Annotated in this window: 9 protein-coding genes and 1 pseudogene; 3 read left to right on the top strand and 7 right to left on the bottom strand. The window is 56.6% G+C overall.

The annotated features are described in order from the left end of the window. Positions 1 to 27: 27 nt before the first annotated feature. The 6 genes and pseudogenes from rpsD to J3U88_RS14345 all read right to left on the bottom strand — a co-directional run bounded on the left by rpsD (position 28) and on the right by J3U88_RS14345 (position 6826). Entirely contained in the window at positions 28 to 654 is a 627-nt protein-coding gene (gene rpsD, locus J3U88_RS14320; protein ID WP_207859549.1) for a 30S ribosomal protein S4, read from the bottom strand. Between the two features lie 503 nt (positions 655 to 1157). Continuing rightward, complete coding sequence (locus J3U88_RS14325; protein WP_207859550.1) at positions 1158 to 3287, bottom strand: sensor histidine kinase; 2130 nt, start codon at positions 3285 to 3287, stop codon at positions 1158 to 1160. A 172-nt stretch (positions 3288 to 3459) separates the two neighbouring features. Further along, positions 3460 to 3543 (bottom strand): annotated as a pseudogene (locus J3U88_RS35320) (pentapeptide repeat-containing protein); the annotation flags it as partial. 195 nt (positions 3544 to 3738) lie between these two features. After that, a complete protein-coding gene (gene mtaB / locus J3U88_RS14335) occupies positions 3739 to 5064 on the bottom strand; it encodes a tRNA (N(6)-L-threonylcarbamoyladenosine(37)-C(2))-methylthiotransferase MtaB (RefSeq protein WP_207859551.1) in 1326 nt (441 codons plus the stop codon). Between the two features lie 497 nt (positions 5065 to 5561). After that, entirely contained in the window at positions 5562 to 5996 is a 435-nt protein-coding gene (gene cdd, locus J3U88_RS14340; protein ID WP_207859552.1) for a cytidine deaminase, read from the bottom strand. Then, positions 5993 to 6826, bottom strand: coding sequence for a purine-nucleoside phosphorylase (locus tag J3U88_RS14345; protein WP_207859553.1), 834 nt, complete (start codon positions 6824 to 6826; stop codon positions 5993 to 5995). Before J3U88_RS14345 ends, cdd begins: the two co-directional genes overlap by 4 nt. 368 nt (positions 6827 to 7194) lie before the next feature. Between J3U88_RS14345 and J3U88_RS14350 the strand changes: the two genes are divergently transcribed. Then, on the top strand, positions 7195 to 8817 hold the full coding sequence (locus tag J3U88_RS14350) for a NupC/NupG family nucleoside CNT transporter (RefSeq protein ID WP_207859554.1): 1623 nt from the start codon (positions 7195 to 7197) through the stop codon (positions 8815 to 8817). 77 nt (positions 8818 to 8894) lie between these two features. Here J3U88_RS14350 and J3U88_RS14355 read toward each other — a convergent pair whose 3' ends face one another. Then, entirely contained in the window at positions 8895 to 11135 is a 2241-nt protein-coding gene (locus J3U88_RS14355; protein ID WP_207859555.1) for a CaiB/BaiF CoA transferase family protein, read from the bottom strand. A gap of 1168 nt (positions 11136 to 12303) precedes the next feature. Between J3U88_RS14355 and J3U88_RS14360 the strand changes: the two genes are divergently transcribed. Both J3U88_RS14360 and J3U88_RS14365 read left to right on the top strand, forming a co-directional pair. After that, the gene (locus tag J3U88_RS14360) at positions 12304 to 12819 is read left to right on the top strand and encodes a hypothetical protein (RefSeq protein WP_207859556.1); all 516 of its coding nucleotides are present in this window, start codon (positions 12304 to 12306) and stop codon (positions 12817 to 12819) included. Positions 12820 to 13063: 244 nt separating this feature from the next. Then, positions 13064 to 14746 carry an FAD-dependent thymidylate synthase gene (locus tag J3U88_RS14365; RefSeq protein WP_207859557.1) on the top strand — a complete coding sequence of 561 codons (1683 nt, stop codon included), beginning with the start codon at positions 13064 to 13066 and terminating at the stop codon, positions 14744 to 14746. The last annotated feature ends 74 nt before the right edge of the window (positions 14747 to 14820 follow it).

Below are 14820 nucleotides of genomic sequence, written 5' to 3' on the forward strand. Positions count from 1 at the left end.
CGTATTCGGAAAAAAGAAGAAAAAACCTTACACGTACTTGGAGTAGTATTCAACGATCAACTGTTCGTCGATCTTCTCAGGAATCTGGTCACGTTCGGGAAGTTGGACCAGTTTGCCGGAGAACTTGTCGCGATCTGTTTCCAAGTAAGCAGGCACCAAAGACATGGGACAATTCTTGATCGACTCCAAAATCTGGGCGTTTTGCGTCATCTTTTCTTTCAGGCTGACGACTTCACCGATGCGGACTTCGTAAGATGCGATGTCCACTTTTTTGCCATTCACGAGAACGTGTCCGTGGTTCACGAGCTGACGAGCAGCCCAAATCGTGGAGGCAAAACCCAAACGGTACACAACGTTGTCCAACCGTCTTTCTAAAAGTTGGTACAAGGTGTGACCGGAAACGCCTTTGCTGTTAAAGGCACGTTTAACGTAGCGACGCATCTGCTTTTCGAGGATGTTGTAGCGGAAGCGGAGTTTTTGTTTCTCCTCCAAACGCTTACCAAACTCGGATTTTTTGCCGCGACGGGTTTTGGGACCGTGTTGACCCGGAGGGTTTGGACGGCGCTCTTGAATTTTGTTGTACTTTGGTGAACGGAAGTAAACTTCCTGGAACCGGCGCATCATGCGCGCTTTGGCCCCGGTAAAATTAGCCATGTGGGGTCTCCCTTTTTTCCTTATGGACGGCGCTTATTTATTCAAGCGCACAGCCGCGAAATATAGCACAAAATCTCACCGAACGCCAACGAAGTTTTTTTCTCAGGATGGGAACACGGGATACGGATGCACCAAGGCGCACTCGGCGACCCTTTCCCGACACGGATGGTTCCTTCACGTCGATTGAATGGGTGGTCCCCCTCGATTGGGACACCGGAGAAGTTTTTTTAATTCTGGCGAAGATGAGATGGGACATCAGGGTGGTCGCCATTCGCGTACGGCTTCACTAGCCCGCATTTCTCACCAGAAGTTCTGCTCCGGCGCTGAAATAGCTGCGATTCCTCAAGGTCCTTGGTTGCACCGTTGCAAAGCAACGGCGGGACAGCCACGACGTAGCGCTACGACGCCGATCAGTCGGGCCCGCTACGCCCCCCCCTTGGTCGCAACCTGTTCACTCGCAGCTTTTTAAAAGCCTTTCGACGAATCCTAATAAGAAAGGCGGGCTAAGATCCCGGCGGTAGGTCGATGACCAAACGCGTGCCTTTCGGTTCGTTATCTTCTACCCAAATTGAGCCACCGTGATCTTCTACGATGCGTTTGACGATGGCCAGCCCCAGCCCGGTCCCCTTTGGCGACTTGGAATAATAGGGCACGAAGAGTTTTTCCTTCTCGGCACTGGGCACGCCGACGCCCACGTCCTCCACGCTTAAGCGTAACCGACCCGCGAAGCGACGCAACACGACGGTAATGGTGCCACCCGGCGCCGAGGCCTGGGCGGCGTTTTGGATCAGATTGGTCAAGACCTGCCGCAACTGCACGGGATCGCCCAGCCATTCCCAGTCGCCCTCGCCGATATCGCTACCCACCACCTGGTCTGGATACACCGGCGCGTAACTGTCCACCACGCCGCGAATCAAGTCGTCGAGACGGAATTCCTCTTTGACAGGTGCGGGCAGCTTCGCAAAGGTCGAGAATTCATTGACCAGGTTCTTGAGCAGGTTGGTTTCACTCATGATGGTTTCGTGGGCCGACTCAATCGCCTGGTGCAAGTCGGGTTTGCCGTTTTGCGCCTTGCGCCGGATACGTTGGATGCTCAACTGGATCGGGGTCAGCGGGTTTTTGATTTCGTGGGCCACGCGTTTGGCGACCTCGCGCCAGGCCGCGACTTTCTGAGCATTGAGGAGTTGGGTCAAATCCTCCAAGACGACCAAGGCACCGTAACGCTGTTCCTCGTTCTTCAGCGCCACGATTGACAGAGAAACATAACGCGTCTGGTGCTCGCCGTCGCTTAACTCGACCTGGCTGTTCACGGTTTCGAAGCCGCGTGATTGGTGGGAGTCCCATTCTTTGAGCAGGGAACGGTGGCGTTTGCCGTCGAGCACCTCGCTCAGCAAGGCGCCCTCGGCCAACTCGGTGACGCCTAAAATCCGCCCCGAGGCGGGGTTAAAGGTACGCACTCGGCCGGCGTCGTCGGTCGAAATCAAACCGGCGCTGGATTTTTCCAAAATGGCCTGGCTGTACTGAATGTGGCCGGTGAGTTCGGCGTTGATGGCCTCCAAATCCTGGGTTTTTTGCTGGAGTTCGGCGCGGTTTTTGTTGAGTGTTCGGGTCATTGCGTTAAACGCGCCGGCCACTTGATCCAGTTCGTCGCCGCTTTTGAGGTTTACCTGGGTATCGAGTTTGCCACGCGAGACGTCCTCGGCGGCGGTGATCAACTGGTTCATCACCTTCAAAAAGTTAGAGGAAAAGGCCATGCCGATCCAAATCCCGAGAAAGATGACCACCATGGTGGTTACCAACAAAATACTGTTGTTGAGACCGCGAATTTCATCGGTTTCCTGCTGGGTGTAACGCAGGTAGGCGTAGCTGTCGCGAATGTAGAGGAAACGCTGGGTAAAAGGGGTGTCCTTGGCGAACAAGAAGTCGGCGTATTGGTCGCCCAATCGGTAGCGGAACCGCAGGAGCAACATGCCGTCCCGATAGGCGGCGGGCATGGAGACGGGCTCGGCCTCGCGGGCGGTGTACAGGTTTTTGCGCACAAAGGATTCCTCGGCCCGGCCACGCAGCAGGCTGTTGCTTTCGTCGGCCATGATGCGCGCCTGCAAAACATCGCCTTGCAAAATCTCTACCCCTTCGAGATTTTGCTGCTGTAGGTAATCGCGCAGCTTTTCTTCCGATGCGGTGGCGTTCAGGCGCAACACGGTGCCGCCGTGACTGGTGTGTAAATCGTGGATTTCGTCCAAGTACTGGCGGCTCAGCGCCTCGGATTGCTCGACAATTTGACCGACGTTTGAATCGATGACCAGATTAACCAGCATGTCGTCGGTGAAACTGGTTGCCATAAAGAAGATAATCAAGCCGGGCGTGAGCGTCAGCGGTAGAATCGAGAGAACCAACTTGGTGCGCAGGCGGAACCCGGTCCGTCGTGCTTTGCGACCGGTGTACAACTTCACCAAATTGCGTACAATCACAAAAAATAAAGCCAGGAATAGCAGGATGTTAAGTGGCTTGAGGATACCGATAATGAGTCCCGCCGCGGCGGTGGTATTGGCATAAACCAAGAGGTGCCAAAACAAGGCGGCAATCAGGCCCAACAATAAAAAGAAAAAGAGATTCAGCCAGCGCTGGTTCATAACACCTCACTCCCCCCAACTCTAGCCCACATTTCTCACAAGGAATTCTACTACGAAGTAGAAAGCGATGCGATTACGAGGAGGCGGGCTTCCGTGGGGCGGGCTTCCGCGGGGCGGCCTTCCGCGGGGCGGCCATCCGCATTCCTCGGTCGAGCCGGCTACGCCTCAGCTGCTACGCCGACCTATCGGACCCCGACAGGTCGGACCCCGACCTATCGGACCCCGATAGGTCGGCCCCCGATAGGTCGGACCCCTGTGCCGTGGCTTGGTCGTCATCTTCGTACTCACAAGGCTTTGTCGCGAGGCGCTGTCATCTCGGGATGGATACGACCTTGTCGCGGTTGAACACACGCGGATCACAATCAATACCCACGATGCAGCAGCCCACGCGGGATGCCGCGCGCCAAACAAGGGTTAAACCGTGGGTTTCGCGAGCCGAATGTGCCTTGGGTTAAACCACCAAGGACGCGGGCTGTTCCTCGGGCCGGCTCACTTCCTCACTGACAACCACCTCGATGCGTTGGCCGACTTCGTCGGGGCGCGCGTCGTAGGGTACCTCGATGTAGTTATCGGTCAGCGCGGTGTGGCTACGACCGCCAATCGCCTTGGGCACCACAATCGCGGGCCGGGTTTGGCCGACAAAGCGGCGGTAGTGTTCCTGCTTGCGTCGCGCGGAAAATTCGCGCAAAATCCGACCGCGGTTCTTGGAAACGCGACCATTGACCTGCTCGGTAAACTTAGAAGCGGCGGTCCCGGTCCGGTTGGAATACGGGAACACGTGCAGGTAATCCATGGGGATTTCATTCAGGAAGGCCAGCGTGCTTTCGAATTCTTCGTCGGTCTCGCCGGGGAAACCCACGATCACATCGGCACCGATGCAGATATCAGGCATGGCCTCACGCAAGCGCAGCACACGGTCGCGGTACTGATCGGTTTTGTAAATACGGCGCATGCGGCGCAAGGTACGGTCGTCGCCGGCCTGAAGGGGAATGTGCAGGTGCGGCACGATGCGGCGGCTGTTCGCCATCAGCTCAATCATGGCGTCGGGAATCTCGGGGGAATCCAGGCTGGAGATGCGCACCCACAGATCGATATCGGTTTCCTCGAACGCGCGCAATAAATCGGTGAGGTGCAGCCGCGGCCGGAAGTCACGGCCCCAGGTGCCGATATGGATCCCGGTCAAAACCACCTCGCGGATGCCGTTTCGTTGCAACACGCGGAACTGCTCCAAAATGTCGTCAATGGGAATCGAGCGATTGTTGCCGCGCACATAGGGAATAATGCAGTAGGCGCAGCGCAGGTTGCAACCGTCTTGAATCTTAATGAAGGCGCGCGTCTTGGCCTCAAACCGTTCGAGAATGCGAAACTCGGCGGGCCGTTTCTCCATAATGTCGTGGGGTTCTTCCACAAAACGACCGGCCCCGCGGTAGGCTTCGACAATGGGCGCCACGTTGTATTTGTCGACGTTGGTGGTCACCATGTCGACCTCTTCCATGGCGCGTATGTCCTCGGTTTTGGCCTGGGCGTAACAGCCGGTCACCACCAGGAACCCGTTGGGATTGCGGCGCCGAAATTTGCGAATCAGGTTGCGCGACTCAACATCGCTTTTGTTGGTCACGGTGCAGGTGTTGATGATGACGAGGTCGGCGGCGAGCATATCGCGCTCACGCCGGAAGCCGGCCGCTTCAAAACCGCCGGCCATCACCTCGGAATCGTAGAAATTTAGTTTACAACCCATCGTGTGAAAGGCGAACGAGGGTCTCGCCGTCTGCTGCATGCCGCTACCTCAACTTAGAAACCGCCCCGAATCAAAATCCGGGCGTAACCGGCAATTATACATCAAGGATTAAGGGGATACGGTTTCGATTTTGGTGAGCGGATGGGACCCTGGGCTTTTTTCCTTTGGGATGGATCCTGGGTTCCCCTTTTTTTGAAGGGAGGAAGTGGGGTTTTGGCGCGTTTTTATTTCTCAGGATCGGTCGTGCGTGCCCTTTTTTGCCAAATCTGCTTTTTGAAGGCTTTCGCTCCGGCTTGCCTAGGTCAGGATGGGCGATGGGCAAGACATCTCAAATGATGCCTCAGCCCGCCCTGGATCAATTCGGATTCAAAAGCCGGAACCATCTTGGTCCAACGTCCCGCACCTCGAAGCAACGGCGCCATCCGCGTCGGGTATCAGCAGAAGAGAGCACGAACCTTCATCCGCATCCTCTTTCCATCCCAACATCCTGAGAATTAAAGCCTTACAACACCACCCATGCAAAAAACCACCATCCGCTATTCCTTATCCAGGTCACGCGCATTAAAGGCATGGGGCAACAACTCGCGGTGGGTGAACTCCAAAGCAACCTTACCCGGCTCATTGGTCAACACCACCCGCGTATCCTCGCCCGCGAATTCTTCAATCACCTGGCGGCAACTCCCGCAGGGACCCGCCGGCCGGTCGGCCTTGGCCGCGATCACCATGCGCCGAATACCGCCCGGCTTAAGCGCGCCCTCACTCACCGCTTTAACAATGGCGGTGCGTTCCGCGCACAGGCCGGTGGTGTAGTTGGCGTTTTCCACATTGCAACCGGAAAACAGTTGGCCCTTGTCGTTTTCCAGCACCGCGCCCACCTTGAACCCGGAATAAGGCGCGTGGGCGCGGTCGCGGGCCAGCCAGGCCGCTTTGATCAATGTGCGAAGGTTGACTTCTTTTGCTTGTTTTCTCATAGACCTTTCACCCAGGCTTCCACCAAATTCTCCAGACGCTCACTCATTTGTTCGACCACATCGCCGACGTCGTCGTGAGAAAGTTTTTCGTCGGTGATGCCGGCGGCCTCGTTGCTAATACACGACAAGCCGACCACGCGAATCCCGCAATGGTTGGCGGCAATCACCTCGTTGGCGGTGGACATCCCGACGGCGTCGGCGCCCCAACCGCGAAACATACGAATTTCGGCGGGCGTTTCGTAGGAAGGACCGGTCACGGAGATGTAGACGCCCCGTTTCAGTTCAATGGCCAACTGGTCCGCCACGGTCAGCATGCGCGCTCGGTATTCGGGATCAAAGGCGTGGGTCATGTCGGGAAAACGCGGTCCGAACTCGGGTGGGTTGGCGCCCATCAACGGGTTGGTGCCCTGGAAGTTGATTTGATCCTCAATCAACATGATATCGCCCTTGCGGTAATCGAGATGGATCCCGCCGGCGGCGTTGGTCACCACCAAGGTCTCAACGCCAAGGGTGCGCATGACGCGGATTGGGAAAATGGTGTCTTGAATGGCGTGACCCTCATAAAAGTGGTAGCGCCCCTGTTGGCAAATCACTTGGCGGCCGGCGAGGTTGCCGAAAATCAAATTGCCCGCGTGGCCTTCGACACTGGTGGCCTTGAAATGCGGGATCTCGCTGTAAGGGATGGTTTTAACCACGTCAATCCGCCGCGCGAAGCGGCCCAGCCCGGAGCCCAACACAATCGCGATGCTCGGTTTAAAGTCCGGCAACTGCTCATTAATGAACGCTTTGGTCTCAAGCGCTTTTGCCCAGACGCTGCTCTGGTTCGTCACGGGTACCCCCTGATGATGCGTCACCCCGGCACACCGGTTCGGCGCATGCCGAGGCCGGATCAGGGCGAGCGGGTTTGGATCTCACCACAAACCCGCGGTTTGGATCTGTGTGTGGTTTCCGCATTATATACCGAGCAACCACCCATTGGGGCAAGCCTTCGCGATGAGAAACCCCAAGATTCCCGTGGGGCAACGGCGTATTTCTCTTTGGCATCGGGGAATTCTCTAGGGTAAACTCAGGACCTATTCACATCACCCGAAGCGGGCCTATCTCGAAACCCAAGCGGAAGCACGAAGCGCCCATCGGACGGCCGCGGTACGGCCCCAAGGGACGCCGGCCTGATTCTTTTTTATTTTGGAGTTATTTAATGGATCTGATGAGTCTCGTGGGCATGTTCTCGTTGCTCTTTCTTGCCTGGTGCCTTTCCGTCGACCGCTGGAATGTCAATTTCAAACCCATCCTGTGGGGCATGGGCCTTCAATTTGTGTTTGCCTTAATCATCTTGAACCAAGACAATTACAGTTTCCTGGGCATGGCCGTCTTGGCATTGTTACTGGTTAACTTCAACATGCGCGAACACATGGTGGTCAAAGACAACCTGCTCATGAGCGCCATCGCCAACAGTACCGGCGCCGCCGCGCTCGGCCTATTGGGTTATTTCGTGAACCAGGTTTTACCCCTTTGGATCCTCGCGGTCCTGATGGTCGGTCTGATGGTGCTCAACGCCTATGTGCTCAAGCGAGACCATCTGCGTGGCCCCATCGCGGCCGCCTTCGTCACTTTTTTGTTTACCTACCTCATCGCCGAACGCATTCCCGGTGAAGCCATCTTCGACCGCTTCAGCGCGGGTGTTTCCGAGTTCCTCAGTTTCTCCGATTACGGTGCCCAATTCATTTTCGGCAACCTCGCCAAACGCGAGTACTTTTTCTCCGACGGCGGTCCCTTCCCCGGGTTCGGTTTCCAATTCGGCTTCGTGGTGCTGCCGACGATTATTTTCTTCGGCGGTTTCATGAGCGTGTTGTACCACCTGGGCATCATGCAGAAAGTTATTGAAGCCTTGAGTAAGTTCATGCGCTGGACGATCGGCACCAGTGGCGCGGAGACCCTCTCTTGCAGCGCCAACGTCTTTGTTGGTCAAACCGAAGCCCCGCTCCTGATCAAACCCTTTTTGGCCAAAATGACCAACTCCGAGTTGCTCACCATCATGGTCGGCGGCTTCGCCACCATCGCCGGCGGCGTTTTGGCGGGTTACATCAACATGGGTGTCAACGCGGGCGATTTGATCGCGGCCAGCGTGATGTCGGCCCCGGCGGCCCTGGTCATCGGCAAAATTATTTATCCCGAATCCGAACACTCGGAAACAGCGGGCGACGTCCCACTCCCTAAAATCGAAGTCGGCGAAAACGTGCTTGAGGCCGCCACCAACGGCATAAGCGACGGCTTTAAACTGGCCTTAAATGTCGGCGCCATGTTGATTGGTTTTATCGCGCTGATCGCGGTACTCGACAGCATCCTCAACATCCTCGATTGGGTAATCGACTACAAACTGCTCGGCGGCGAAAAATACGACTATGCGATCACGGGCACCTCGCCGGTGGTCAGCGAATACGCGGGTATCTTTCCTGGCTCACTGCAGACATTGTTCGGTAAACTCCTGGCCCCACTGGCTTTCTTGATGGGTGTCCCCTGGGAAGACGCCGAGGCGGTCGGCAACCTGCTCGGCGTCAAAATGAGCCTCAACGAGTTCGTCGCGTTCGGCAGCCTCGGCCAGTACATCAACGACGGCGTTATCAGCCCGCGCGCTCAGCGCATCGCCACCTACGCGCTGTGCGGTTTCGCCAACTTCAGCTCTATCGGCATTCAAATCGGCGGTCTCGCCGCACTCGCCCCGGAACGCCGTTCCGATTTGGCGCGGGTCGGTATTCGCGCCATGTTCGGCGGCGCCCTCGCCTCCTGGACCACCGCCACCGTGGCAGGAATTTTCCTCTAAATCCCAAAAAACAACGGCCCGTGTCGGAAAAAAGTCCTTATCAATGAAGGCTCATGATCTCCGACGCGGGCCCTATTTTAGAAGGACGTTCCTACCGATGCCTCATCTGGAGGCGGACAATATAAAACACCTTCCGCGACGAGGGACTCGATTTCAGTGCTGCTAAACCCCATCTCCACAAGGACCCCATGGGAATCACGGCCAACCTCGGGCGCGATGCCACCAACGGTCGCGGGTGTCATCGACAGCTTGAGGGGCGACGCCACCCCCAGCACCGGGGTGCCCGCCGCGGTTTTTTGGGTAGCGATCATGCCGCGCGCCTTAAGCATCGGGCAGTCGGCCAGTTCCTTTAAATCGCGGACCGGGGCCAAACAAAAGTTTTCATGTGCCGCGCGGTCGATCCAATCGGCCAAGGGTCGTCTGGCGAAGAAGGTGGTGACCGCCTCGATAAGTTGTTCCTGAGCCGCGCCCTCGGCAAACTGATCGGCCAACCATCCTGGCTGCTCGGCCCATTGACAAAAGGCCCGCCAGAACTTGGGTTCAAGGGCGCCGAGTGCCGCATAACGATCATCCGCACACCGGTACACCCGGTAACACGCCAAGGCACCGGACAAAAAGCCTTTCTGACCTTGGGCTGGACCTGCCCAATGATGGGCCAGTTGCAAACCCAACAAAGGCATCACCCCGTCCAGCATGGCCAAATCCACCCATTGGCCGCGGCCGTGGCGGTCACGCGCGGCAACCCCGGCCAAAACACCGAACGCGGCCAGGTAAGCACCCCCCGCGATATCGGCGATTTGGCCGCCGGGCATCACCGGCACACCGGCGGCGTCGCGGTTCAAGCCGAGAAACCCGCTGTAGGCCAAATAGTTGATGTCGTGGCCGGCCTTGTCGGCCGCCGGTCCGTCTTGACCGTAACCACTCAAAGAAAGGTACACCAAACGGGGGAAGTGGGTTTTCAACTGCGCCCACGCCATACCGAACCGCGCCATGGTTCCCGGTTTAAATCCCTCAATCACGACATCAACTTGCGCCACCAACCGCTGGAGCACCGCGCGGCTTTCCGGCCGACTGAGATCAAGGGCCAGTGAGCGCTTGCCGCGGTTAACAGCCAGGTAACCCGCCGCTTCACCATCCACAAAAGGTGGGTAGAGGCGCATGCCGTCGGGACGCCGGGGATCCTCCACGCGGATAACGTCGGCCCCCAACTCGGCCAGCATCATGGTGGCGGTGGGGCCGGGGTAAAGCCGGGTGAAATCAAGAATTTTGAGACCGGCCAACGCGGTTTTCACCGGTTGCTCCGGCGCCGGGGCGAGCGGGGTGACGGGTTCGTCCACCGTGGCCAAGAGCCGGTGGACCGGCATCACATCGGATTTGAGCGCGGGTGACAGCAGGTTGAGATGGGCCAGCATCGGCCTTAAATAAAGCAACAGTTGCTGCGAGGCGTGATCCAAGAAACCATTGGCCAATCGCAACACTTCCAGGGCCAACTCGTGGACCAACATCCAGGCAATCGACCAAAAACCGCGGTCGGCCGAATGATCGCGCACCGAAAGGGTATTGCGCAAATGTTCGCGCAGGACAAACCAACGCGCTTCCAAGGACGAGGCCTCCGGGCTTTGATGGAGTTGGGAAAGTTCCAGCCAAGAACTGATCAAACCAAATAAAACACCAACATAAACCACCCGCGTCCCATGATGAAAGGCCGCGCGATGCACATGATTCCCCACTTGAAGTCCCGGCAGACAAGGAACCAGTCCGCCGAGCAGCGCATCGCTTTCCACCCGCCATAGGGCCCGCTTTTCCGGGGTGTAAAGGGTCACATCATGCTCCTGTAGCAGCTGGGTGACCGGTAAATGGTAATCGGACCAGGGCGCCAAGCTCCAGGCGTCGCCAGGCGTGGAACGGGTTTGATCGCACCACAAAAAACCAATTAGCGCGGGTCGCTCGTCTTCTGGCAAGAACACGGGATCCACCGCGTAATGATTGAGCAAATTCTCGGCGGCACCCATCCAAACGGGGTCGGCACACGCCAAACAACCAAAGAGTTGGGCTGAATGAAAAAGGTGGTGCGCATGCTCAGCCCCAACGGTACGAACTGGGCGCGGCACGCCGACTTCGGCCATCCAATCCGTCAACACCCGGTGGAGTTCCGGCAGGGCGGCGACACTGAGAAAGGGCAAACGGTCCAAGGTCTCGGCTTGCCAAAATTGATTGGAAGCGGTTACTTGGGTCGCCAAGCAGCGGCGCCGCAGGGGACCTTGGATGAGGTTGGTGGTGAGCTTAGAGAAAAATTCAAAATTGGGTTGGAACAGCATCCCATTGGCCCCTTTCGGAAAACCGCCCGACGATTTACCGCTTAACGCCGGGGCGACGTCTTCTGCCGATCCTGGATTTTACCTAAGAAGGGCGATTACTCGCGGTGATTTTGGCTAAACCTCTGGGCTGCAACGGCCTGTAAAAGTGCTCAGGACCAACGGATGCGGTCGGACGCGACCCGACTTTCTTTTCCTAAACCATTTTTCTCCAGACCTTTAGCCAAAACCCCTCGCTCCGACACCGCTTAGGTTTTAAAAGTGAAGCTCTCACACTCTAACAGGCCGCGCGGGGAACACAAGGCCTGTTTGAAAGGAACCTTGGCGATGCATATTCAGGCGCCGTCGTGCTGCGAACGCTACCCGAAAAAAGAGGCCTCCAAGAAATCTCCACGTAAAACCATTAGTTCAATATTTTCAAATATTTACTAAAGAATCCCATCTAAAAGCACACCAAAGCCCAAGAAAATTCACAAAAAAAGTACAACTCAATCGATTAAAAACAACCAAAGGACACAACAGCGTGCAACACGCGGGACGACCGCCAACCAACTGGAACACGACTTTCTAATGTTTTTTTAAAGATCGAAAGGGTACAGATGTAGTCTCACGCCGATTTTCGTCAAAATTCTCCTGATGAAAAATATTTTTTTCACACTTTACTCACGGTGCTTAACCAACCACCATCATCTTTTTGAAAACGAACATAAAGAAACGCACAATTGCTGCCGTGTTAAACAGAAACAAACAAAATTCAACATCGCTTCAGTTTTTGATTGAACGACAGTCGCGACAGGCATTAAAATTCCTGATCGCGGCGATAATTCACGCTTATCGCCACATAAACAAACTTCAGATAATACGAAACCCGCGGTTATTCAATGTTAACAGCGGTTATCAATGGGATCATGAAGCCGTCGCCACCAGAACCGCGAACCCACCATTCCCAGGGAGCGTTCCGCCAAAAAGTCTTTTGGGAACGACCGGGATGGAAAGGTTCGGCCCACAACCATCTGTCTCATGAAGCGGGCCGAATCTGTTTACAGCGAAAACCGCGCAGCACCGATCCGTCGGGTGACACCGCGAAAGAAACAAGGCTCTTAAGAAAGCACAGGGGTTCCCCCGGGAAGGCACCATATCGATGAAAAAACGCATCTTTGAGGATGATGAAATGAAGTTCGGGAAGGTGAATCCCGAATGGACGGTGGATGAACTACTCGAACAGCAGTGTATTTTTTACCTCAAAGACATATGTGATCTGCTGGAAATCAAAGCAGAATCGGTCAAGAAAAAGGCCGTCGAGTTCGAACAACGCGGGGTCGATATTTGGGAAGAACTCGGTTTGCGCCGGCTTTGGACCCACTGGATCGTGCGCATGCAAAACTTCCGTTCCTTTTATAACGAGCAACTGCGGCCTCGGGTGCGCACGGTTCAGAAGGACTGGGACATGAAAGCTTTGCTCCAGGCGCAAGGGGTGTTCCTGCTGACGGAAGTGTGTCGCCTGATCCCGGTGACGCCGAACCAAATGCGGTACCGCGCCCGCACGGTGCCCGAGGCCCAAACCACCATCGGTGTTTGGAAAGACGACGACATGAAGGTCTACCTGGTCGACATCCAAGTTTTTGCGGAATGGCTGCGCAAGGAGCAATTGCTCCAGGACCTGGAAGACGAGGAACCTGAAGCTTAACCCGCATTCAACGCGGGGCCCGAGCGCCGGCGGCCGGCGCAAAGCGAGAACGCGGAAATGCGGGCCGGCCTGATTTCTTTTCATCCTCAGCCCAGGGTGGTATGCTTGGCGGCGTTCATTGCCTCGATGTTCGATGGGAGCGCTTTTTGTTTTTTATCCGCGCTTTTGAAACCGCCTAAGGCGGCCAATCCGCACCATCGCTTCGCGGCGTTGGCCCCCATCTCCGCGGACAGGATCTGAAACCATGGAACATCCCAACGACGAAACCCGGCGGCAAGAAGAAGCATTGCTCGCACGGTACGTCACCAACACCGATAAACCGGTTTTTGCGATTAAAAACTTACACGGCATCGTCGGCGCCGTGATGGCGCGTTATAGCCGGGCCGAAACCGGTTTGCGCGAAACCTTGCTGCGCGAGTTTGTCAAAGAGGACAAACTGCAAATGCGCAAGGCGGACAAGCTGATTGAACGGGTGTTGATCGCATACGGCGACGATTCGGTAGGCGAGCTTGAAGGCGCCCACCTTTCGTTCGAAGGCATCTCCATGTTGGCCACCAAGGTTATCGAACACCGCCGCATCGGTGGCTCTCCCATCGAGCAGTCGACCCGCTACGTGCGTTACGACCACAAGGATCCCGAACAGGGTTACCTGTATGTGACCCCTGAAGCAACGCTGAATACACCGCACCACGCGGTTTACCGCCGTCACATGGACATTATTTTTGACGCGTACACCGCGATGTGGCAACCGCTCTACGAAGCACTCCAGGAAAAGAAACCCCTGGAATCTGCCGAGTACGATTTGGGCGAAATGGGCGCCCGCTGGTCCGAATTACAGAGTGACAAGGCACGGCGCGCGTTCAAACGCACCTACAACAACGATCTTAAAACCAAGGTGTGCGACGTACTGCGCCCGTTCCTGCCCTTGGCCACCCGCGCCAACATGGGCCTGTTCGGCAACGGCCGTTTCTTTCAGCACCTGATTTCCAAAATGTTAACCGCGAACCTGCCGGAGGCGGTACAACTGGGCGAGGCCGCTTTTGCCGAACTCTCCCAGGTGATTCCCCATTATGTGAAACGCGCCAAGGCCTCGGATTACGCGATCCGTAATCGCGACGCCATGGCCGACCTGGCCGGCGATTTGTTTGCCGATTTACAAAGGACACCAAGCGACTCGGGGATTCGTTTGGTCGAGGTTGATTTCGCCTGGATCCACGAACAAACCCAAGGAGGCGGCGATTTGCGCGGCGCTTGGCGACAGGCCGCCGACCTGTCCATGCTCACCGCGATGCTCTTCCCTTACGTGCGCTGCGATTTCGAAACCCTGCGCCGTCGTGTCGCCGGCTTGACCCCCGACCCGTTGAAACGCATCTGGGACACCTATTACGGAAACCGCGGCACCCGCCGGGATCGCCCGGAGCGCGGCATCGAGCACGGTCAAAACCATCTCTTCGATTGCGTGACCGAGTGGGCGGTTTACAAGGATCTGATGCGCCATCGCATGGGCACGATTCAGGTTCAGCCGTTGGTGCCCGACCTTGGCTTTGAGATGCCGCTGGAAATCGAAGCCGCGGGCCTGGGCGAACACGCGGCCCGCGCGTTGGAAGCAAGCGAAGCCTTGTACGCTTATTTGGACCAACACCTGCCGCGTGAACGGGAATACGCCTTCCTGCAAGGCCACAAAATGCGCTGGTCGGTGGAAATGAATGATCGTGCCTTGATGCACATGCTGGAACTGCGCACGACCCCCCAGGGCCACCCCAATTACCGGGCCGCCTGCCAAACCATGCACCGCCTTTTGGGCGAGGTCTATCCCGAACGCGCGCAACGTATGGCGTTTGTGAATCACGAGGATGTGTTTTGGTCGCGCTCCGATTCAGAAGCGCGCCAACGCGTCAAAGAAAGCAGCATGGACGGCGAGGGTTAAGCCTGGCATTAAGGCCAGCGAGCACCCGCGCCGAACCTGACGAATCGGATTGAGACACGCCTCATCCCTGACAA

Source organism: Acanthopleuribacter pedis (assembly GCF_017377855.1).
Taxonomy (GTDB): Bacteria; Acidobacteriota; Holophagae; order Acanthopleuribacterales; family Acanthopleuribacteraceae; genus Acanthopleuribacter; species Acanthopleuribacter pedis.